General features: G+C 60.5%; 23 protein-coding genes. 11 read left to right on the plus strand and 12 right to left on the minus strand.

The genetic code is table 11. The features are described 5' to 3' along the window. Positions 1–2 precede the first annotated feature (2 nt). Both BFP99_RS13090 and BFP99_RS13095 read right to left on the minus strand, forming a co-directional pair. Complete coding sequence (locus BFP99_RS13090) at positions 3–725, minus strand: glycerophosphodiester phosphodiesterase (RefSeq protein WP_027604230.1); 723 nt, start codon at positions 723–725, stop codon at positions 3–5. Between the two features lie 44 nt (positions 726–769). Continuing rightward, a complete protein-coding gene (locus tag BFP99_RS13095; protein WP_065928153.1) occupies positions 770–1,354 on the minus strand; it encodes a PilZ domain-containing protein in 585 nt (194 codons plus the stop codon). A 94-nt stretch (positions 1,355–1,448) separates the two neighbouring features. Here BFP99_RS13095 and BFP99_RS13100 point away from each other — a divergent pair, with 94 nt between their 5' ends. The 3 genes from BFP99_RS13100 to BFP99_RS13110 are packed head-to-tail and all read left to right on the plus strand — an operon-like array spanning position 1,449 to position 4,693. After that, positions 1,449–2,699, plus strand: a complete 1,251-nt coding sequence (locus tag BFP99_RS13100) for a lipoprotein-releasing ABC transporter permease subunit (RefSeq protein WP_027604228.1) — start codon at positions 1,449–1,451, stop codon at positions 2,697–2,699. 7 nt (positions 2,700–2,706) lie between these two features. Beyond that, the gene (gene lolD / locus BFP99_RS13105; RefSeq protein WP_024074097.1) at positions 2,707–3,390 is read left to right on the plus strand and encodes a lipoprotein-releasing ABC transporter ATP-binding protein LolD; all 684 of its coding nucleotides are present in this window, start codon (positions 2,707–2,709) and stop codon (positions 3,388–3,390) included. 58 nt (positions 3,391–3,448) lie between these two features. Beyond that, positions 3,449–4,693, plus strand: a complete 1,245-nt coding sequence (locus BFP99_RS13110) for a lipoprotein-releasing ABC transporter permease subunit (RefSeq protein WP_065928151.1) — start codon at positions 3,449–3,451, stop codon at positions 4,691–4,693. Positions 4,694–4,746: 53 nt separating this feature from the next. Here the strand turns inward: BFP99_RS13110 and BFP99_RS13115 are convergent, their stop codons facing one another. Together BFP99_RS13115 and BFP99_RS13120 are read right to left on the minus strand one after the other, a co-directional pair. Continuing rightward, positions 4,747–6,102: a heavy metal sensor histidine kinase gene (locus BFP99_RS13115; RefSeq protein ID WP_065947402.1), complete on the minus strand. Its 1,356-nt coding sequence runs from the start codon at positions 6,100–6,102 to the stop codon at positions 4,747–4,749. Further along, positions 6,099–6,779 (minus strand): heavy metal response regulator transcription factor, encoded by a 681-nt coding sequence (locus BFP99_RS13120; protein WP_027604224.1) that lies wholly within the window; start codon positions 6,777–6,779, stop codon positions 6,099–6,101. The genes BFP99_RS13115 and BFP99_RS13120 overlap by 4 nt, the downstream gene beginning before the upstream one ends. Before the next feature lie 157 nt (positions 6,780–6,936). Here BFP99_RS13120 and BFP99_RS13125 point away from each other — a divergent pair, with 157 nt between their 5' ends. Both BFP99_RS13125 and queF read left to right on the plus strand, forming a co-directional pair. Continuing rightward, positions 6,937–7,458, plus strand: coding sequence for a copper-resistant cuproprotein CopI (locus tag BFP99_RS13125; RefSeq protein ID WP_065947403.1), 522 nt, complete (start codon positions 6,937–6,939; stop codon positions 7,456–7,458). Between the two features lie 67 nt (positions 7,459–7,525). Then, positions 7,526–8,356 (plus strand): NADPH-dependent 7-cyano-7-deazaguanine reductase QueF, encoded by an 831-nt coding sequence (gene queF, locus BFP99_RS13130; protein WP_065947404.1) that lies wholly within the window; start codon positions 7,526–7,528, stop codon positions 8,354–8,356. A gap of 63 nt (positions 8,357–8,419) precedes the next feature. On the opposite strand, the gene BFP99_RS13135 is transcribed toward queF, so the two are convergent. Beyond that, on the minus strand, positions 8,420–8,686 hold the full coding sequence (locus BFP99_RS13135; RefSeq protein ID WP_065928147.1) for a DUF4404 family protein: 267 nt from the start codon (positions 8,684–8,686) through the stop codon (positions 8,420–8,422). Between the two features lie 110 nt (positions 8,687–8,796). Next, positions 8,797–9,405, minus strand: a complete 609-nt coding sequence (locus BFP99_RS13140; RefSeq protein WP_065928146.1) for a phosphatase — start codon at positions 9,403–9,405, stop codon at positions 8,797–8,799. 194 nt (positions 9,406–9,599) lie between these two features. On the opposite strand from BFP99_RS13140, the gene BFP99_RS13145 reads away from it, so the two are divergent. After that, entirely contained in the window at positions 9,600–10,289 is a 690-nt protein-coding gene (locus tag BFP99_RS13145; RefSeq protein ID WP_027604219.1) for an MlaA family lipoprotein, read from the plus strand. Between the two features lie 62 nt (positions 10,290–10,351). On the opposite strand, the gene BFP99_RS13150 is transcribed toward BFP99_RS13145, so the two are convergent. After that, the gene (locus BFP99_RS13150) at positions 10,352–10,648 is read right to left on the minus strand and encodes a PilZ domain-containing protein (protein ID WP_065947405.1); all 297 of its coding nucleotides are present in this window, start codon (positions 10,646–10,648) and stop codon (positions 10,352–10,354) included. A gap of 276 nt (positions 10,649–10,924) precedes the next feature. On the opposite strand from BFP99_RS13150, the gene rssB reads away from it, so the two are divergent. Continuing rightward, positions 10,925–12,106, plus strand: coding sequence for a two-component system response regulator RssB (gene rssB / locus BFP99_RS13155; RefSeq protein ID WP_027604216.1), 1,182 nt, complete (start codon positions 10,925–10,927; stop codon positions 12,104–12,106). Then, positions 12,106–12,588 carry an anti-sigma factor antagonist RssC gene (rssC, locus tag BFP99_RS13160; RefSeq protein WP_010212025.1) on the plus strand — a complete coding sequence of 161 codons (483 nt, stop codon included), beginning with the start codon at positions 12,106–12,108 and terminating at the stop codon, positions 12,586–12,588. The genes rssB and rssC overlap by 1 nt, the downstream gene beginning before the upstream one ends. An 88-nt stretch (positions 12,589–12,676) precedes the next feature. On the opposite strand, the gene tal is transcribed toward rssC, so the two are convergent. Then, positions 12,677–13,603, minus strand: coding sequence for a transaldolase (gene tal / locus BFP99_RS13165; RefSeq protein WP_027604215.1), 927 nt, complete (start codon positions 13,601–13,603; stop codon positions 12,677–12,679). A gap of 187 nt (positions 13,604–13,790) precedes the next feature. Beyond that, positions 13,791–14,777: a tRNA dihydrouridine(20/20a) synthase DusA gene (dusA, locus tag BFP99_RS13170; RefSeq protein WP_065947406.1), complete on the minus strand. Its 987-nt coding sequence runs from the start codon at positions 14,775–14,777 to the stop codon at positions 13,791–13,793. A gap of 348 nt (positions 14,778–15,125) precedes the next feature. Here dusA and BFP99_RS31930 point away from each other — a divergent pair, with 348 nt between their 5' ends. Next, on the plus strand, positions 15,126–15,347 hold the full coding sequence (locus BFP99_RS31930; protein WP_083221170.1) for a hypothetical protein: 222 nt from the start codon (positions 15,126–15,128) through the stop codon (positions 15,345–15,347). A gap of 30 nt (positions 15,348–15,377) precedes the next feature. Here BFP99_RS31930 and BFP99_RS13175 read toward each other — a convergent pair whose 3' ends face one another. Continuing rightward, positions 15,378–16,217, minus strand: coding sequence for a lipopolysaccharide kinase InaA family protein (locus BFP99_RS13175; protein ID WP_065947407.1), 840 nt, complete (start codon positions 16,215–16,217; stop codon positions 15,378–15,380). A gap of 162 nt (positions 16,218–16,379) precedes the next feature. Continuing rightward, complete coding sequence (locus BFP99_RS13180) at positions 16,380–17,567, minus strand: MFS transporter (RefSeq protein WP_065928141.1); 1,188 nt, start codon at positions 17,565–17,567, stop codon at positions 16,380–16,382. A gap of 481 nt (positions 17,568–18,048) precedes the next feature. Here BFP99_RS13180 and mqo point away from each other — a divergent pair, with 481 nt between their 5' ends. Next, a complete protein-coding gene (gene mqo, locus BFP99_RS13185) occupies positions 18,049–19,695 on the plus strand; it encodes a malate dehydrogenase (quinone) (protein ID WP_065928140.1) in 1,647 nt (548 codons plus the stop codon). 87 nt (positions 19,696–19,782) lie between these two features. On the opposite strand, the gene BFP99_RS13190 is transcribed toward mqo, so the two are convergent. Further along, positions 19,783–20,496 (minus strand): NADPH-dependent F420 reductase, encoded by a 714-nt coding sequence (locus BFP99_RS13190; protein WP_256098132.1) that lies wholly within the window; start codon positions 20,494–20,496, stop codon positions 19,783–19,785. A 71-nt stretch (positions 20,497–20,567) separates the two neighbouring features. Between BFP99_RS13190 and BFP99_RS13195 the strand changes: the two genes are divergently transcribed. Further along, on the plus strand, positions 20,568–21,443 hold the full coding sequence (locus BFP99_RS13195) for a LysR family transcriptional regulator (protein WP_065947447.1): 876 nt from the start codon (positions 20,568–20,570) through the stop codon (positions 21,441–21,443). Positions 21,444–21,446: the final 3 nt, after the last annotated feature.

Below are 21,446 nucleotides of genomic sequence, written 5' to 3' on the forward strand. Positions count from 1 at the left end.
TTTCAGTAATTCTCGAGGGTGGCAGTGGCCAAACCGGGAAAGTCTGTAATCAGGCTATCTACGCCGAAGTCGGCGAGCCTGCGCATCAGCGCAGGTTCGTTGACTGTCCACACGGACACGTGCAGGCCCTGGCGCTGGGCTTTTTCCAGGCGTTCGGGGGTGCACAACGTCCAGTTCAACGCCAGCATCTCACAGCCGTAGTTTTGCGCGACCTTCAGCGGGTCGAGCCACGCATATTCGGCGACCAGCCCGCGTGACAGGTCGGGGGTGAGTTCAACCGCCGCCTTCAACACTTCCCGCGAGCTTGAGGTCACGGTGACCTTGTCCATCAGGCCGAAACGCACGGCCATCTCACGAATGGCCAGCACGGTGGTCGCGGCGCGGGTGCGCGAGGCGCTTTTGACTTCCAGTTGCCAGTGATCGAAGTCGCACTGTTCGAACAGCTCTTCCAGGCGCGGAATCGGGCAAGGCTTGACCCAGCCCGGGCCGCCTTTGCGCGCGTCCATCTTCACCAGGTCTGCCGCCGAATACTCGACGACTTTGCCGCGCCGGTCGGTGGTGCGCTTGAGGGTCGGGTCGTGGATGACCATCAGTTCGCCGTCCATGGACAGGTGCAAATCCAGTTCGCAGCGGCGTACACCGTGCTTGAGACACGCCTGGAAGCTGGTCAGGGTGTTTTCCGGTGCTTCGCCTTTGGCACCGCGGTGGCCGTAGATCAGGGTCACAGTTGCTCCTTTACGCCAGGTTGTCTGGCAGGGTAAATACGAATTCAGGTGTCTTGGGCGTCGCTCTGTTCCCGTGCCAGGCGCCGTTCCTGCGCCTGTTTCTGCAGGATGTAGCGCGCCAGGAGCTGGCGTTGGGCATCGGTCATGGCTTCGAATTCCGTGCCGACGTCGAAGCCTGTGCCCTTGGAATCGCAATGGGTGACCCGCGCGCGCAGCAGCAGGCCGAGCGCCTGGGGCATCAGCACCAGCTTGACCGCCAGGTGCGCACCCACCGTCAGGGGGGAGGGGTGTTGGAAATCGATGCCGCCTTCGGAAATGATCACCGGCTGCGGGGCGCCGACCTCATCCAGCAGGCCGCGGGCCATGATTTGGCTGAGCAAATCCAGGCGTTTGTTCTGCACGCGGAGAAAGGCGACGAGGGTGCGATCCTTCTCGCTGAGCTGGCGCAGCAGGTGCTGGGCTTCAAATTCGCTCAGGTGCAGTTCACTGAGCAGATTGAACAGCGGTGAATCATCCAGCAACACTTCCTTGCTCGCCGCTTCGGGGGCAGACAGGCTTTTGATTTGGAGTGCGATCATGTCGTCGATACGGTAGTATTCGCGGCGCTCTTCTTCATCTAATGTCGACATGGCGAACCCCAGGTAACGGTAATGGTCTGAGTGTAAAGCTGCTTACCAGACCCCGCCACCGGGACGTCTTCTTTTCCTCCGAACAAGCCCCGACATGTTCAGACCTCTCTTCGTATTTATTGGCACGCGTTATACCCGTGCAAAGCGTCGCAATCATTTTGTGTCGTTCATTTCCTTGACCTCGATGATCGGTCTCGCCCTTGGTGTGGTCGTGATGATCGTGGTGCTGTCGGTGATGAACGGCTTCGATCATGAAATGCGCACCCGCGTGCTGGGCATGGTGCCCCACGCGACCATCGAGGGCGATGCGCCCATCAGCGACTGGCAAAGCCTGGCCGCCAAGGTCAAGCAGAACCCCAAGGTAGTGGCCGTGGCGCCGTTTACCCAGATGCAGGGGCTGCTGACCAACGACGGCAAGGTGCAGAAAATCCTGCTCAATGCCATCGATCCGGCCCAGGAACGCAACGTCTCGATCATCGACAAGTTCATGTTGCAGGGCAAGCTCGACGATCTGGCCCCCGGCAGTTTTGGCATTGTCATCGGTGACAAGGCGGCGGCCAAGCTCGGCGTAGGCATCGGCGACAAACTGACCTTCGTCGCGCCGGAAGTCACCGTGACGCCGGCCGGCATGTTCCCGCGCATGAAGCGCTTTACCGTGGTCGGCACCTTCCACGTCGGCGCCGGCGAGATCGACGGCTACCTCGGCCTGACCAACCTCACCGACCTGGCCCGCCTGCATCGCTGGCAGCCGGACCAGGTGCAAGGCCTGCGCCTGAAGTTCAACGACCTGTTCGATGCCCCGCGTGGCGCCTGGGAAATCGCCCAGCACCTGGGTGAAAGCCAGTACTACGCCCGCGACTGGACCCGCACCCACGGCAACCTGTACCAGGCCATCCGCATGGAAAAAGCCATGATCGGCCTGCTGTTGCTGCTGATCGTCGCGGTCGCGGCCTTCAACATCATCTCCACGCTGGTGATGGTGGTGAATGACAAGAAGGGCGACATCGCCATCCTGCGCACCCTCGGCGCCACGCCGGGGCAGATCATGGCGATCTTCATGGTGCAGGGCACCGTGATCGGCGTGGTCGGCACCTTGATCGGCACTGCGGTAGGCATTTTGGCCGCGCTGAACGTCAGTGCCGCCATCGCCTTGCTTGAAAAGGTGATCGGCCACAAGTTCCTCAACGCCGACGTCTACTTCATCGATTACCTGCCGTCCCAGGTGCAAGCCCAGGACGTGCTGATGGTGGGCGGCGCGGCGTTGGTCCTGAGTTTCCTTGCCACCCTGTATCCAGCCTGGCGCGCGGCGCGTACCCAGCCAGCACAGGCCTTACGTTATGAGTGAATCGGGCATGAGTGAAAAAGCAATCCTGAGCTGCCGCAACCTGGGCAAATCCTACGAGGAAGGCCCGGAGTCGGTCGTGGTGCTGTCCAACCTGCAACTGGAACTGCATCCCGGCGAGCGCGTGGCGATCGTCGGCAGTTCCGGTTCCGGCAAAAGTACCTTGCTCAACCTGTTGGGCGGCCTCGATACGCCGTCCCAGGGCAGCGTATGGCTGGCCGGTGAAGAACTGTCGGCCCTGAATGAAAAGGCCCGTGGCCAGTTGCGCAACCGCTCGTTGGGCTTTGTGTACCAGTTCCACCACCTGTTGCCGGAATTCACCGCCCTGGAAAACGTGTGCATGCCGCTGTTGATCGGCAAGACCGCGATCCCGGAAGCGCGCCAGCGTGCCAAGGCGTTGCTCGAGCGCGTCGGCCTCGGCCATCGCCTGGAACACAAGCCGGCCGAACTGTCCGGCGGTGAGCGCCAGCGTGTGGCGATTGCCCGTGCCCTGGTGAACAACCCGGGCCTGGTGATGCTCGACGAGCCCACCGGCAACCTCGACTCCCACACCGCCCAGGGCATCAAGGACTTGATGCTGGAACTGAGCACCCAGATGCGCACCGCGTTCCTGGTGGTGACCCATGACATGAGCATGGCCCGCCAGATGGACCGCGTGCTGCACCTGCAGGAAGGTCATCTGGTCGCCATCTGACCTGTTTCAAGCCCGGTGCCTGACGCCGGGTTTTCTATTTTTCCAACGGTGCCCGCGAATGTTCAGACCGTTATCGATTTTCATCGGCACGCGCTATACCCGCGCCAAGCGCCGCAACCGTTTTGTTTCGTTCATCTCGATGACCTCGATGATTGGCCTCGCCCTGGGCGTGCTGGCGATGATCGTGGTGCTGTCGGTGATGAACGGCTTCCAGCGTGAAATGAGCTCGCGCATCCTTGGCATGGTGCCCCACGCCACTATCGTCGGGGTGAACCCGATCGACGATTGGCAGCCGCTGGCCGCTGCGGCGATGAAAAATCCGCAAGTGACTGCCGCCGTACCGTTCACGCAGATGGACGGCATGTTCTCCTACAAGGGCGCGATGCAGCCGATTGAGATCAGCGGTGTTGACCCGGCCCAGGAAGGCAAGGTGTCGATCGTGGCCCAGCATATCGTGCAGGGCAAACTGGAAGACCTGAAGCCCGGTGAGTTCGGCGTGGTGGTCGGCGAAATCACCGCCCGGCGTTTTCGCCTGAATGTGGGCGACAAATTGACCCTGATCGTCCCGGAGATCAGCAGTGCACCCGGTGGTATCACCCCGCGCATGCAGCGTCTGAACGTAGTGGGTATCTTCAAGGTCGGCGCCGAGCTGGATGGCTCCATGGCCTTGATCCACATGGCTGACGCCGCCGAGATACAGCATTGGCAGCCGAACCAGGTGCAGAGCGTGCGCCTGGCGTTGAAAGACCTGTACGCAGCGCCCAAGGTCTCGGCGGACATCGCCGCCAGCCTCGGCAGCGGCTACAAGCCCGATGACTGGACCCACACCCAGGGCAGCCTGTTCAGCGCGATGAAGATGGAAAAGACCATGATCGGCCTGTTGTTGCTGATGATCGTCGCCGTCGCGGCGTTCAACATCATCGCCACGCTGATCATGGTGGTGAACGACAAGGGCGCGGACATCGCGATCCTGCGTACCATCGGCGCCACGCCACGGCAGATCATGGCGATCTTCATGGTGCAGGGTACGGTGATCGGCATTGTCGGCACCTTGATCGGCGGTGTGCTGGGGGTGATTGCGGCGCTGAACGTGAGTGAGCTGGTGGGCTGGCTGGAACGGGTGAGCGGGCAGCATATCTTCAGTTCGGATGTGTACTTCGTCAGCAACCTGCCTTCCGAGCTGCAAAGTGGCGATGTGGTGCTGATTTGTACGGCCGGGTTTGTGTTGAGCTTCCTGGCGACGATTTACCCGGCGTATCGGGCGGCGAAGATTGAGCCGGCGCATGCCCTTAGGTATTCGTAGTCTTTAAGACCGCTATCGGGGGCAAGCCCCCGATAGGGCCGGCCCGGCTTGCATCAATTTCCCCTGGGCAACTCAATCACAAACCTTGTCCACCCCGCCGCGGATTCACAAAAAATCCTCCCCCCATGGGCTCGCACAATCGACTGGGTAATCGCCAATCCCAGCCCCGCATGCTCGCTGCTGCCCTCATGGCGCGCCGGGTCGGCTCGGTAGAACCGGTCGAACAGCCTCGGCAACACGTGCGCTGGAATACCTTCCCCGCTGTTTTCTACCGTCAGTGTCACGCCCCGTGCGCCTTCAACCATCCGCACGCGCACTTGGCCGCCGGCCGGGGTGAACCTGAGGGCGTTATCCAGCAGGTTCGACAGGGCCCGGCGCAGCATGCCGCAATCGCCGGCGGTTTGCGCGCCGCCTTCGCGTACCAGCGAGACCTGTGCGTCTTCTGCCAGCAACGCGAAAAACTCCAGCAACGTCTCCACTTCATCCGCCAGTACCAACGGCTCGCGCTTGGGCACCAGCAAGCCGTGGTCCGCCTTGGCCAGGTACAGCATGTCATTCACCAACTGCGCCATCCATTGCAGCTCTTCCAGGTTGCTGTGCAGCGCTTCGCGGTAATCCTCCAGGGGGCGCGGTTGGGTCAGGATGACCTGGGTCTGGGTCAGCAGGTTCGACAGGGGCGTGCGCAGTTCATGGGCAATGTCGGCGGAGAAGGCCGACAGGCGTTGGAAGGCGTCGTCCAATCGCCCGAGCATGGCATTGAAGGCCTGGGCCAATTCGGCCAGTTCCGCCGGCATTTGCTGTTGAGGCAGGCGTTGGGTCAAGGAGTGGGCCGATACACTGGCAGCCACTTCGCCCATGCGCCGCAACGGCCGCAAGCCACTGCGTGCAGCCCAGGCGCCCAGCAGCGCGGTGGCCAGGGCCGACAGGCCGACGGTGAGCCAGATCAAATGTTGCATGCGTTGCAGGAAGTGCTGGTGATGGGTGATGTCGAGCATCAGGGTCAGTTGCGGTGAGGCGGGCTGGCCGGGCCTCAAGGGGGCGTTGTAGACGCGGTAGTCGGTGCCGGCGTTCTGCAGGGTGTGCAGGCCAGGCGCCTCGGGCAGGCTGACGCTTGGCGCATCGTCCAGCCAGCGCTGGCCGGCGGCGGTGATGCGCAATGTCAGATCAGGCTGGCGATTGAGTTCGGCTCGCAGCTGCGCTTCGCGTTGAGCGAATGAGTCCAGTGATTCGACGCCCTGCAAGGTGCTGCGCAGCGCCACCAGCTTGCTGTCGAGTTGCTGTTGGTCCAGCTCAATGAAGTGCGCCTCGCTGGCACGGTTGAACAGCACGCCCGCGAACAACGAGACCACCGCGGTGCACGCCGCAAACAGCAGGGCCAGGCGGCTGGCCAGGGACAGACGCTGGATCAATGGCTGCGCTCCTCCAGCACATAACCCATGCCGCGCACGGTATGGATCAGCTTGGTGGGGAAAGGATCGTCGACTTTCAGGCGCAGGCGCCGGATCGCGACTTCGATGATGTTGGTGTCACTGTCGAAATTCATGTCCCACACCTGGGAGGCAATCAGCGACTTGGGCAGGACTTCGCCCTGGCGGCGCAGCAGCAGTTCCAGCAGGGAGAATTCCTTGGCGGTGAGGTCGATGCGCTGGCCGTCCCGTTCGACGCGGCGGCGGAGCAGGTCCAGGCGCAGGTCGGCCAGTTGCAGGGCGGTTTCCTGCGGCGTGCTGCTGCCACGGCGCAACAGGCTGCGTACCCGCGCCAGCAGTTCGGAGAAGGCAAAGGGCTTGACCAGGTAATCGTCGGCACCCAGTTCCAGGCCGTGCACCCGGTCTTCCACGGCATCCCGGGCGGTCAGAAACAGCACCGGGATCTCCAGGCCGGCACTGCGCACCGCTTGCAGGATTTGCCAACCGTCGCGACCGGGCAGCATCACATCCAGGATCAACAGGTCATAATCGCCGGTCAGCGCCAGGTGCTGGCCGCTGGTACCGTCGGCCACCAGTTCGGTGGTAAAGCCCGCCTCGGCCAGGCCTTGGCGCAGATAGTGGCCGGTTTTCGGTTGGTCTTCGACGATCAGCAATTTCATGGGCGGCTCTTGGCAACAGTTCACGAGGGGCTTTATACCCTGGGTGCCAGGGGAAGGGCGCAACCTGACAAAGTTGTAATCTAGCAGTCAGCTGGCTGGCAGCGGCGCACTCTTAGAGTGCTGTCCAAGCAGGTTGCACACTTTTTGGAGAATCGAGATGGCATTGCGTACACCCCTGTTGTTGGCGGGCTGCCTGTTGGCGTTGAGTTTCAATGCAATGGCGGATGCGGCCCATACCTACGCGTTCGGCCAGCCGGCACCGGCGGATAAGGCCACACGCACCGTGGAAGTGACGCTGCAGGACATTTCCTTTTCGCCCAAGTCGCTGGACGTCAAGGCCGGTGAGACGGTGCGCTTTGTACTGGTCAACAAAGGCCAGTTGCTGCATGAATTCAACCTCGGTGACGCGGCGATGCACGCCGAACACCAGAAGGAAATGCTGCAGATGCAGGCCAGCGGCATGCTCACCTCCACGGGTATGGGCAAGATGGATCACAGCGCCATGGGCCACGGTGAAATGGGCGACATGAAACACGACGATCCCAACAGCGTGCTGGTGGAACCCGGCAAGACTGCTGAGCTGACCTGGACGTTCACCAAGGCCACCGGCCTGGAGTTTGCCTGCAACCTCCCCGGGCATTACCAGGCGGGCATGGTCGGCAAGCTGACCGTTGAGTAAGGCGTTTCTTAAGGGCGGGGGCAAAGGCTGGTAGACTGGCGCGGTTTATTTAGCCAGGTTTTCCGCCATGCATCCCGCAGCCGAACATTCGCCGCTGGGCAAGTCCAGTGAATACATTTCCACCTACACCCCTTCGTTGCTGTTCCCGATTCCACGCGCCGCCAAGTGGGCCGAGCTGGGCCTGAGCGCCGAGACCCTGCCGTACAAGGGCGTGGACTTCTGGAACTGCTTCGAGTTGTCCTGGCTGCTGCCGTCGGGCAAGCCGGTGGTGGCCATCGGTGAGTTCAGCATCCCGGCCGACTCGCCGAACATCATCGAGTCCAAGTCGTTCAAGCTGTACCTCAACTCGCTCAACCAGACAGCGTTTGCCGATGTGCAAAGCCTGGAAGCGACCCTGCGCACCGACCTCAGCGCCGCCGCCGGCAAGCCTGTTACCGTGCGTATCCGCAGCTTGGCCGACATTGAGGCCGAAGGCGTGATGGCGTTGCCGGGCACGTGCATTGACGATCTGGATATCAGTGTCAGCAACTACGAACACCCGCGCCCGGAGCTGCTGCGTTGCGATGACTCGCGCATTGTCGAGGAGAGCGTGCACAGCCACCTGCTCAAGTCCAACTGCCCGGTGACCAGCCAGCCCGACTGGGGCAGCGTGGTGGTGGAGTACCGTGGTTCGGCGTTGGATCACGGGAGTTTGCTGGAATACCTGGTGAGCTTTCGCCAGCACTCGGATTTCCATGAACAGTGCGTGGAGCGCATCTTCCTTGACCTGCAGCGTTTGCTGAAGCCGGAAAAGTTGACGGTGTATGCGCGCTATGTGCGGCGCGGCGGGTTGGATATCAACCCTTACCGCAGCACTGAAGATGTGGCGTTCCAGAACGTGCGCCTGGCCCGTCAGTAAACAAAGATGGGAGGGGGCGAGCCCTCTCCTACCTTTTGGTTCTGCGCCTGGCTTGGGCTCGGGTCAGATCCCCATATTGCCCAAGGTGATCATGATATTGCGCAGTGTCCCGGAAATCACCGGGTGCTCAGCGTCGAACTCTATGGCAGCTTGGCTCACATCGTCGGAAATACTCGGCGTCTGAGTGGCCGGTTCAAGTTCAAGTTGCAATTCAAACTTGGCAATCAAGGCTTGCAGCGCTTCACGTTTTTCTTCCGACAGCGGCGGTTCCTGTTCCAGCTGCCCGCGCAGGATCTCGACCTGTTCTTCCAGTTTTTTGCGATCAGGCATGACGTTCTTCCTTTTATCGATAGGCACTGGCATAGACCACGGCACGCCGTGAAAGGTCTACGGACTGGCCTGTAGATTAATCCACGGGCGCCGACTGTGCATGATCTCGATCAGGGCTTCTCGCCTTTGAGCTGACGCAGGCTGATGTCGGCCAGGCAGGTGCCGAGTTCACCGAGGTGATCGATCACCGAGTGGACCCCCAGGCCATAGAGCTCAACGGTGGCTTTGCCGCGCTTGTGCTCGCGTTCCTTGTCGCTCAGCGCCTGCCACTGCTCAGGCGCCAGGCCGCACAATGAACCACAGGAGGCCAGGCCAATGGTCCACAAGCCGGCATTCAGGCCCGATTGCAACAGGCGCGGCTCGCCGCTGACCAGTACGCAACCTTCCAGGCGTTCAATGTTGAGTTCCATCAAGGCTTGCCAGCAGGCATGAGGGGCGGGCCAGCGGATGGAGGAGGGGGATGCGGCCTTGAGCCAGTTGGGCAGTACGGCGGCCAGTGGTGTGGTTACCGAAGGCGGCAGTTCATCCAGCCAGGCACAGGGGACGCCTTGTTCCTTGAGGCTGCGCAGGATTTTCAGGGCGCCGGGTGTGGCTTGGGAGTCCGGGGAGGGGGAATCGGTGCGCGCCCGGGAACCAAAGTCCACCAGGCAACCACTCAGGCCAAACAGAACAGCAGTCAAGGCGGGCGCGTTGGCGATGGCTATCTCGGCGTGAGGCATGTCGACATCCCTGAAATAGCTGTGACGCTATCGGGGCAGGATGACAAGCAGATGACAGCGGGGTAATTGTAGGAAAATTGTCCATTTGGGTTAGGACTATTCCTAGCAGCTGCCTAATTGGACACTTCCGTCATATACTGACGGCCTTATTCAGGGCATAGCGCCCATGACAGACCATTCAAGGAGCAAAAGCTATGCGCTGGAGCCACTACTTCGCTCAGCTATCGGTGTGTGCCACTGTCCTGCTGGCGCCTTTCGCTGCACAGGCTGCATCGGAAGATGATCCATGGGAAAGCGTCAACCGCCCGATCTTCACCTTCAACGACACCGTTGATACCTACGCCCTCAAGCCATTGGCCCAAGGCTATCAGTGGATCACCCCGCAATTTGTCGAAGATGGTATCCATAACTTCTTCCGCAATATCGGTGACGTCGGCAACCTGGCCAACAACGTGCTGCAGCTCAAACCCCACAATGCCGGGGTCGACACTGCGCGCTTGCTGGTTAACACCACGTTCGGCGTGCTGGGCTTTATCGACGTCGGCACCAAAATGGGGCTGCAACGCAGTGATGAAGACTTTGGCCAGACCCTCGGTTACTGGGGCGTGGGCAGCGGTCCCTACGTGATGATCCCGCTGCTGGGCCCGAGCACCTTGCGTGATGCACCGTCCAAATACGTGGACAGCTACACCCAACCGTACCGCTATATGAACGATATCGGCTGGCGCAACAGCACCATGGGCCTGAACATCGTTGACACCCGTGCCAGCCTGCTCGACAGCGAGAAACTGATCACCGGCGACAAGTACACCTTTATCCGCAATGCCTACCTGCAGAACCGCGAGTTCAAGGTCAAGGACGGCAAGGTCGTCGACGACTTTTAAGCTGTGATGTTTTGAAATGAAAAAAAGGCGACCCTGGCGGTCGCCTTTTTTGTGCGCGGGTTTCAGCGCATTTTCAGGATCCTAAGCCCGAGTTGTTGCTCGTCGCCCACGGTTTTGGTCCAGACCACTTCCGTGTCAGCCTCCAGGCCCTTGAGCGCCGCGTGCTCTGAATCAATGCGTACGGTGAGCAGGTCTCCCACGGCGAACTGGCGCGGTGCCTGCACCTGCATCCCGGAGCTGGAAAGGTCCACGCAAACGCCGGCAAACTCCTGGCCTTCGTGGAGCAAAGATACTTCGGCATCCACCCGCATGCGGATGAAATCGCGTTTTTCGGCGTAGTCGCGCTCGTGTTCGCCCATCGGTTCCATCCTTACTTTGTGTTGTGGTCTTGGCTGTTCTTATAACTCCCGGTGATTTGCGATGTAAAGACGCCCGGCGACCATCGGCATGAGCTTGAAACCCCCGGCGGATGGGAGTACCGTCTGCGCCTTAGAAGGGCACCTCTGCTTTACAGTTGTGCATGGGAAAAATCCCATTGCGTTGTAGTACAGAGAGGCTAGAAAGCGAATCCAGTACGTGAGCCCGGCCATTGCCGAGCCACCTACGCCAACCTAATTCTGGCGCCGTTTGCCCACATGCAAAAAACCAGTGCCACGCTGCTGATAATCGATGACGACGAAGTAGTGCGCGCGAGCCTTGCGGCCTATTTGGAAGACAGTGGCTTCAGCGTCCTGCAGGCCAGTAATGGCCAACAGGGTCTCCAGGTATTCGAGCGCGACCAGCCCGACCTCGTGATCTGCGACCTGCGCATGCCCCAGATGGGCGGCCTGGAGCTGATTCGCCAGGTGACCGAGCTTGCCCCGCAGACGCCGGTGATTGTCGTGTCCGGTGCCGGCGTCATGAACGATGCCGTCGAGGCCTTGCGTCTGGGCGCTGCCGACTACCTGATCAAGCCCCTCGAAGACCTGGCGGTACTGGAGCACTCTGTGCGCCGCGCCTTGGATCGTGCGCGCCTGCTGGTCGAGAACCAGCGCTACCGCGAAAAGCTCGAAACCGCCAACCGCGAACTCGAAGCCAGCCTTAACCTGCTCCAGGAAGACCAGAACGCCGGTCGCCAGGTGCAGATGAACATGCTGCCGGTCAGCCCCTGGACCATCGACGAATTCCAGTTTGCCCACCAGATCATCCCGTCGCTGTACCTGTCGGGTGATTTTGTCGACTATTTCCGCGTAGACGAGCGGCGTGTCGCGTTCTACCTGGCCGATGTCTCCGGCCATGGTGCTTCCTCTGCTTTTGTCACCGTGTTGTTGAAGTTCATGACCACACGGCTGTTGTTCGAATCCAAGCGCAATGGCACCTTGCCGGAGTTCACCCCCTCCGAGGTGCTGGGTCACATCAACCGTGGCTTGATCAGCTGCAAGCTGGGCAAGCACGTGACGATGGTGGGTGGCGTGATTGATGAAGAAACCGGTCTTTTGACCTACAGCATCGGCGGCCACCTGCCGATGCCTGTTTTATACACTCCCGACAGTGTGCGTTACCTGGAAGGGCGTGGCCTACCCGTAGGCTTGTTCAATGAAGCCACCTACGAAGACCACATCCTGGAGCTGCCGCCGACGTTCAGCCTGACGCTGATGTCCGACGGCATCCTGGACCTTCTTCCAGAGCCTACACTCAAAGAGAAAGAAGCCGCCTTGCCCCAGAAGGTCAAGTCGGCGGGCGGCAGCCTGGATGGCCTGCGGCAGGTTTTTGGATTGGCCACGCTAGGGGAGATGCCGGATGATATCGCCCTATTGGTGTTGAGCAGGAATCTTTGATGAGTACCGGAAGAATCCAATTCGCCGAGCAAGACGGGACCTTCGTCCTGAAGTTTGTCGGTGAAGTGCGCCTGACCTTGTGTTCGGCGCTGGATGCGACGATTGAGCGGATTTTCACGGCGTTGAATTTCTCGGCGATCGTGATCGATCTGACCGAAACCCGCAGCATCGATAGCACCACCCTTGGGCTGTTGGCCAAGTTGTCCATTCTGTCCCGGCAGAAGGTCGGCCTGTTGCCGACCGTCGTCACCACCCACGAAGACATCACCCGTCTGTTGCAGTCCATGGGCTTCGACCAGGTGTTCAACATCGTTGATCGCCCGATCCCGTGCCCGGAATGCCTCACCGACCTGCCGTCCCAGGACCAGTCCGAGGAAATCGTACGGGTCAAGGTGCTGGAAGCGCACAAGATCCTGATGGGCCTCAACGAGTCCAACCGCGAAGCCTTCCACGACCTCGTCAACGCCCTCGAGCGTCACTGATCCCAGGGATCGCCTGCACGTAGGGGACAACAGAGCAAAAAAAGGGCGGTACCCTCACAGGTACCGCCCTTTTTGCCGCCTGCGCCGTTTACAGCTTGGCGGACAACAGTGCCTCAAGCTTCTCCTGGTCCCGGGCAAACTGACGAATCCCCTCCGCCAGCTTCTCAGTCGCCATCGCATCCTCGTTGGACTCCCAACGGAACTGCGCTTCAGTCAGATGCACTCGCGCTTCCCCGGCGTGCCCTGGCGACAACTTGCGTTCCAGCTTGCCGTCATCCGCCGCCAGCTTCTCCAGCAGGTCCGGGCTGATGGTCAGGCGATCACAGCCGGCCAGCTCTTCAATCTGGCTCAGGTTGCGGAAACTCGCACCCATCACCACGGTCTTGTAGCCATTAGCCTTGTAGTAGTTGTAGATGCGCGTCACCGACTGCACGCCCGGATCATCAGCGCCGGTGTAGTCGTTGCCATTGGCTTTCTTGTACCAGTCGTAGATACGGCCTACGAACGGTGAAATCAGGAACACGCCGGCTTCTGCGCACGCCACCGCCTGGGCAAATGAGAACAGCAGGGTCAGGTTGGTCTGGATGCCTTCTTTTTCCAGCTTCTCCGCCGCGCGGATGCCTTCCCAGGTGGACGCGATCTTGATCAGCACGCGGTCACGGCTAACCCCAGCTTTGTCGTACAGGTCGATCAGACGGTGCGCACGCTTGAGTACGGCGTCAGTGTCGAACGACAGGCGGGCATCCACCTCGGTGGAGATGCGTCCTGGCACGACCTTAAGGATCTCCTGGCCCACGGCCACTGCGAAACGGTCGCTGGCCAGGCCGACATCACCGTTGCAATCCTGCACGCACTCATCCAGCAGCTTGGCATAGCCTGGAATCGACGCGGCCTTGAGCAGGAGGGAAGGGTTGGTAGTGGCGTCTTGGGGCTTGAGCTTGGCGAGGGTAGAAAAATCGCCGGTATCGGCTACGACAGTAGTGAATTGCTTGAGTTGTTCCAGCTTGGAAGTCATGGGCGTGCTCTGTCCTATGGGTCTGATGACATTACCCGAGCGCTGGCAGGCGCTCAAGGGCGCAAATGCGTTCGATCGTTTGCGAGGGCAACAACCTGAAAACAGCCGTTTGAATGCCCGGCGGTACTGCTGAATAGGAGGCCAAAACCGCCAGCAGGTTCAACCCAATTGCCCCATGACTGGACACTCAGCGTCCTTCTAACAAAGCGCCGGCTTGATCCAGCAACGCCAGCGGATCACTGGCCTTGTGAATATCCACTGACAATAACTGCCGAAACTTCCTCGCCCCCGGAAACCCCGTCCCCAATCCCAGCACGTGGCGGGTTATATGGTGCATCGTCCCGCCGTTCGCCAAATGCTCCGCAATATAGGGTCGCAACTGCGCCAACGCCTCCGCCCGACTGATCACAGGCTGCGCGCTACCAAACAACTGCTGATCCACCTTCGCCAGCAGATACGGATTGTGATAAGCCTCACGGCCCAGCATCACCCCGTCAAACGTCTGTAAATGCTCATGGCATTGCTCCAACGTCTTGATCCCGCCATTGAGAATAAACTCCAGCTCAGGGAAATCCTGCTTCAACTGCGCCGCCACGTCATACCGCAACGGCGGAATGTCGCGGTTTTCCTTCGGCGACAAGCCCTCAAGAATCGCAATTCGCGCATGCACGGTGAAACTGGTGCAGCCGGCGTCCTTCACCGTCCCGACGAAATCACACAACTGGGCATAACTGTCCCTGCCGTTGATGCCGATACGGTGCTTCACCGTCACCGGAAGCGACACCGCATCACGCATCGCCTTCACACAATCGGCCACCAGGGCCGGGTGAGCCATCAGGATCGCGCCGATCATGTTGTTCTGGACGCGGTCACTGGGGCAGCCGACGTTCAGGTTCACTTCGTCGTAACCGGCAGCCTCGGCCATACGGGCGCAGGCGGCCAGGTCTGCGGGGACACTGCCGCCGAGCTGGAGCGCGAGCGGGTGCTCGGCTTCGTTGTGGCGCAGGAAGCGGTCATGGTCGCCGTGGAGGATTGCGCCGGTGGTGACCATCTCGGTGTAGAGCAGGGCGCGTTTGGAGAGCAGGCGCAGGAAGAACCGGCAGTGGCGGTCGGTCCAATCCATCATCGGGGCGACGGAGAAGCGGCGGGAGAAAGTAGCAGTGTGTAGGGACATTGGGGATCTGAGTCAACGAGGCGAATTGGGCGCAGTTTATCAGGGATGGATCTAGGCTGTGGGAGACGCTTGTTTTGCGGTATTCACCACTTCGAACGCGGACATTGCCGTGTATGGAATATGCCGAGGATTTACAGGCGATCACTGCGAGCCCGACATGCGATCAGGTAGGACCAGTTGGCTACTGCCCATTCGCGGTTGTGTTTGACCCGGCCTCCGTCGATCAACCAGCCGGCAACCTGAACCCTCCCTGTCCCCCAGCAAAGTTTCATAATTCCTTCCGCCGTTGAGGTCTACGATCTTTCTCAAGAGAAGCCCCCACGGTCCAGTCCACAGGGAACTGAAAAAATGATTTCGAACCTCGTCAAAGTCGTGATGATTACGAGCACGTTGCTGTTGGGCGCTTGTTCTTCGGGTGCGCCGGGCATGAGTGGCGACCCTTGCTTTTCAGGCGGATGCCAGGCGTTTGGTGACCACAGCTCCAGCAAGGCTGCCAAAACCAATTTTGGCGGCAGTGGCCTGGGGAGTAGTTATGGGGAATATGGGACGGGGTTGTTGCATGATGATTGATGGCGCATATGGCCCGGCGTGGGAGGTGAGTCAGCTCGTTACCACAACCCCATTATGGAAAATCTCGCGCCTGGCGCGGCGGCTGATGTTCTCATGTTTGCTTGAGGTGTAGATTTCGTCAAAACGACGGCGATCAATGCCGTCGTAGTTGCCAAGTTCTTGCAGCACCCTCCGGTCGTAATCCTCTTCGATCATGAACCGGAAAATTTCCCGCCGATAATAGAACCCAAATTGAAACGCCAGTACCTCGGTCAAGTAGTCCGTTGGCGTGAGAAAGCAGTTTTCCAGGTCGATGGCCTTGGCGTGCGTCGGCTGCTCCAGGTTGATCATCACATTGTTTGCCCAGAAGTCCATATGCACCACGCCTTTGCTGTGCAGGCAGTGCAACAGTTTGAACGACGCGGTGATCAGGCTCTGGATGTCACGCTCCTGCTTGAGCCATTCCAGGCCATTGAGGTGGCCCTCCAGCATCTCGGTAAAGATGAAGAATTCCTGGATCAGGCCAAGCGCTGACTTTCGATAACCGAACCCATATAAGCCAGCAACCGGCGCACCGCGTTTCTGGGCGCCGAGGGTGTTGATGACTTCTTCGACCGGCCAGTCAAACGCACCGTCCCGCTTGGCGCGCCCGAAGGTCACGCGCAATTTGGGCCTGAGGCTGTCCAGCGGCTGGGATTTAGCGAACAGGTTGGCTTCCATCCCTTTGAGCGGTGCGCTGATGCGATCTGTCAGTTGGTGGCGCGTGTCGATCAGGTCCTGAATCGCCTGTTGCGTTTTGTGGTCGGTGGTGTCGGTGGTGAAGATCGTCGCATTGCGATGAGTGAGGGTCGTCGGAAAACTTTGCAATACACCTGTGTCAGGAAAGCTCAAAACACGTCCTTGTCATTGGGAATAAATATGACGGATATGTTACAGCTTGTGCTTATTGGATCCAACCTGAACTTTACCTGAACGGAAATGAAATAGTCTCATTGCGCCGATTATTCACTGTTCATGGCGATTGAAATGTGCTGATAGCCCTGGGGCTTGAGCTTAATGCCCTCCCTGCATCCGCCGTGCTATCAGATAAATGCCCAGCCCGACCAGTGCCGTCGCCGCGCCGATGTAGCCGGTGCTGGTCCAGCCAAACCCAGCCGTAATCGCCATCCCGCCAAACCATGGTCCCAGCGCATTGGCCAGGTTGAACGCCGCATGGTTGGACGCTGCCGCCAGGCTCGGTGCTTCGTGGGCGATGTCCATCAGGCGGATCTGCAGCGGTGCGGCCAACGAGACCATGGTGCCGACCAGGCCCATGCTCAGCAGCACGCCCCATAGCGAGGCCGCCGCGAAGGGGAAGAACAGCAACACGGCCATCGACCACACCAATATCCAGCCCACGGCGCGAAACTGCATGCGATCAAACAGCTTGCCGCCGGCGATGTTGCCGATAATCCCGCCCACGCCGAATGCTGCCAGCCCAAATGGAATCCACTGCGGGGATACCTTGGTTACTTCCAGCATGGTCGGTGCCAGGTAGCTGAACACGCAGAACATACCGGCAAAGCCGATGGCGCCAATGGACAGCGCCATCCACACCTGGGGTTTGGTGAAGGCGCGCAGTTCCTTGCGCGGGTCGCTGCGTTGTTCGTCGTGGCGATGGGGCACAAATTGCCAGACCAGGGCGATGGTGCACAGGGCGATCACGCTCACCAGTGCAAACGCCGAGCGCCAGCCCAGGTGCTGGCCGAGGAAGGTGGCGATGGGGTTGCCCAGCAGCATGGCCAGGGTCAGGCCCATCATTACCCGCGCCACGGCGCCGGCGCGTTTGTCGTTGGGCACCATGCTCGAGGCGACCACGGCGGCAATCCCGAAGTAGGCGCCGTGGGGCAGGCCGCTGATAAAGCGGAACGCCACCAACGAGCCGAAGGTCGGGGTGAACGCAGTGGCAAGGTTGCCCAGGGCATACAGGCCCATCAGCAACAGCAGCATGTGTTTGCGCAGCAGCTTGGCGCCGAGGATGGCCAGCAGTGGGGCGCCGACCATGACGCCGAGGGCATAGGCGCTGATGGCGTGGCCAACCTGGGGTTCGCTTAAACCCAGGTTTTGCGCGATGTCGGGCATCAGGCCCATGATGGCGAATTCGCCGGTACCGATCGCGAAGGCGCCCACGGCCATGGCGGCTTCCATTTTGGCGGCGCTGCGCGCGGGCAGTACGTGCCCGGGAGTTTGGTGGATAGACATGGATCGCTCTGTGATGAAAGGTGGTACGAGGGAGTGCGTCGATGCTACGCAAGCAGCGACGAAGGAGTCTAGAACAGCCTTTTGCCCGAGAGTTCCTGCCCTGTGACCTCAGGTCGCGCTTGCCACACTTGACACTCGCGCGTTAAAACCGGCGATTTAGAGTTGTCAATTGGTCAAACGACGCATAAACGCCGTGTGGCGTGATATTCTGCGCGCCGTCTTGGTCTGGTCTTTCCCCGGTACGTACACCCGTATACGTCCCGGCGTTTGGCTGTCGCCCAGGTAGCTGAAGCCAATAATGATAAGAAGTCAGCGCAGAAGGGACATAAAAGTGAGGTCGATACGTCGGCCTTGTGTGCCCACCCTGCGGTCCCCGAGTGAATGTGCAAACCCCGCGGTGCGTTGCCTGGCGCAGCGTGATTGAGGGTTGCCCATGATCAGGGGCGGTGGGGCGGATGGCGTTTTATCATAGGTGCTACTGATGTTTAAAAAAGTAAACACTGCCCTGCTGGGGCTGGCTTTGTCGATGGGGATCACGTCCGTTCACGCGGAAGAGACAAAGAAAGTCGATGTGCTGCTGATCGGCGGCGGCATCATGAGTGCAACCCTGGGTGTCTGGCTCAATGAGCTGGAGCCGGGCTGGTCGATGGAAATGGTCGAGCGCCTCGATGGCGTCGCCGAAGAAAGCTCCAACGGCTGGAACAACGCCGGTACCGGTCACTCGGCCCTGGCTGAGCTGAACTACACCCCGGAAGACAAGAACGGCAACGTTGAGATCCCGAAAGCGGTCGAGATCAACGAAGCGTTCCAGATCTCCCGTCAGTTCTGGTCCTGGCAGGTCCAGCAGGGCGTGCTGAAGAACCCGCGTTCGTTCATCAACTCCACGCCGCACATGAGCTTTGTGTGGGGCGATGACAACATCAAGTTCCTCAAGAAGCGCTACGAAGCCCTGCAAGCGAGCCCGCTGTTCGCCGGCATGCAGTACTCCGAAGACCCGGCGCAGATCGCCAAGTGGGTTCCGCTGATGATGGAAGGGCGTGACCCGAACCAGAAAATCGCGGCCACCTGGAGCCCGCTGGGTACCGACATGAACTTCGGCGAGATCACCCGCCAGTTCGTCGCTCACCTGCAAACCACGCCTAAGTTCGACCTGAAACTGTCGAGCGAAGTGCAGGACATCACCAAGAACGCCGACGGTTCGTGGCGTGTCAGCTACAAAAACCTGAAAGACGGCACCAAGACTGAAACCGACGCCAAGTTCGTGTTCATCGGCGCGGGCGGCGGTGCACTGCACCTGCTGCAAAAGTCGGGCATTCCTGAAGCCAAGGAATACGCTGGCTTCCCGGTCGGCGGCTCGTTCCTGGTGACCGATAACCCAACCGTCGCCGAGCAGCACCTGGCCAAGGCCTACGGCAAGGCTTCGGTTGGCGCGCCACCGATGTCGGTTCCGCACCTGGACACCCGCGTGCTGGATGGCAAGCGCGTGATTCTGTTTGGCCCATTCGCCACCTTCTCGACCAAGTTCCTGAAAGAAGGCTCGTACCTGGACCTGCTGACCAGCACCACCACCCACAACATCTGGCCAATGACCAAAGTCGGTATTCGTGAATACCCACTGGTCGAGTACCTCGCCGGCCAACTGATGCTGTCGGATGACGACCGCTTCAAGGCGCTGCAGGAGTACTTCCCGAACGCCAAGCAATCCGACTGGCGCCTGTGGCAGGCCGGCCAGCGCGTGCAGATCATCAAGCGTGACGAAGAGCAGGGCGGCGTCCTGAAACTCGGTACCGAGGTGGTCAGCTCCGCCGACAACACCATTGCAGGCCTGTTGGGTGCATCGCCAGGCGCGTCCACCGCGGCTCCGATCATGCTGACCGTGCTGCAGAAAGTGTTCAAGGACAAGGTTGCGACCCCTGAGTGGCAGGCAAAACTGCACCAGATCGTGCCTAGCTACGGCACCAAGCTGAACGACAGTCCTGAGGCTGTTGCCAAGGAATGGGCCTACACCGCCAATATCCTGCAACTGCCTGCACCGCCTGTGATTCCGCAAAAGGCTGCTGTCAAGGCGCCCGAGGCTGCCAAGCCTGCGGCTGAGCCGAGCAAGCCGGCGTCTGACCTGGCGCTGTAAGCCGCTGGGGAGGTCCTGGGTCAGGACCTTGCCGGTAACAAAAAGCCCGCTGAACCGGTAACGGTCAGCGGGCTTTTTTGTGCGTGTCTAACGGCGGGTGCGTTCGACAGGCGGCAGTTCAACCGTACGCTCGGCGGCGGCCAGCGCTGCTTTCAAGCCAGCCTGGTCCAGCGGGACGCAATAGGCAGGCTTGCCGCGTTCCAGCCGCCAGCTGTCATCCAGGCTGCCGGCATCCACGGCGTCGAAACCCAATTCGTCGAGTAGCGTGATGACGCGTGCCTTCGCTACGGCGTCATCCGCTGCCACCGGCAACGCCCGGCGGTCGGGGGCACCGTGGGGGCGCGCGTCCTGCGTCAGGTCGGGAGCGAAGATCGCGTTGAACACTTTCACTACATGTGAATGGGGCAGATGCTCGGCGAGCAACCGGCTGGTGGTGGATTCGAAGCGATCCAGTACCGGGATATGGCCGTCGCGGTTCGGGTAGTAATTATTCGCATCCATCACAGTCTTGCCCTCCAGCCATTGCGCCGGGACGCTGCGGTAATGCTCCAGGGGGATCGCCACGAGCACCACATCGCCGAATTTGGCGGCGTCGTCGGCACTGCCCACCTGCACGCCGAGTATGCCGCTCACTACGCTGCTCATGGTGTGGGGGCCACGGGAGTTGCTCAACATCACTTCGTGCCCGGCCGCCAGCGCCAGTTGGGCCACGGCGCGCCCGATAAAGCCTGCTCCAATAACACCAATCTTCATGGTCTTGCTCCAATGAATGGGGGAGCGGTTATGATGATTGGCAACCAATCGGCGATAAATCGTCGTTTTAGTGTGGATGTTGTTACTGGGAGTAGGGAGTGATGGATCGCCTGTCGAGCATGAATGCCTTTGTGATAGCTGCTGAGTTGGGCTCGTACGCGCGGGCTGCCGAGCGCTTGGGCATGTCGCCGCAGATGGTGGCCAAACATGTCACCGCGCTGGAGCAGCGCCTGGGCGCTCGCTTGCTTAACCGCACCACACGAAGGCAAAGCCTGACGGAGCTGGGGAGCGCGTACTACGAGCGTTGCAAACATATCCTGGTAGAAGCCGAGGCTGCCGATTCACTGGCGCAGATCATGAACGACACGCCGCGCGGCAAGCTGAAAATCACCGCGCCCGTCACCTTCGGATCCTACAGCCTGATGCCGTTGATTACCGGGTTCCTGCGCGACAACCCGGATGTGGAAATCGACCTGCACTTGACCGACCGTTTCGTGGACCTGGTGGAGGAGGGCTATGAAGCCGCTTTTCGTATCGGCCCCCTGGCGACCACCGGCCTGACAGCCAGGCCACTGGCACCTTACCGCCTGGTGGTCTGCGCGTCGCCGGAGTACCTGGCGGCACGCGGTACCCCGCAGGCCCCGGCGGACCTTGAACATCACGAATGTCTCGGCTACGCCTTCTGGTCGCGGCCGGCGGATCGCGAGTGGGTGTTCTACCAGGCTTCGACGCCTTATAAGGTGCAGGTTGCCAGTCGCTTGCAGATCAATGAAAGCAGGGCCTTGATGTCCGCCGCGCTGGATGGTTTTGGCATCGTGCTCGGTCCGGAAGACTTCTTGCGCCGGGCATTGGCCGGGGGCGAATTGGTGAGAGTGCTGCCGAACTTTGAAGCGCCGAGCCGGCCGATGCACCTTGTCTACACGGCGAACCGCCAGCGTACGGCCAAGTTGAGACGCTTTGTCGAAGCGGTGTTGGGACGCTTCGGTCACCCTTGATGC

The sequence above is a fragment of the Pseudomonas sp. 1 R 17 genome (assembly GCF_900067035.1).
GTDB lineage: Bacteria > Pseudomonadota > Gammaproteobacteria > Pseudomonadales > Pseudomonadaceae > Aquipseudomonas > Aquipseudomonas marginalis.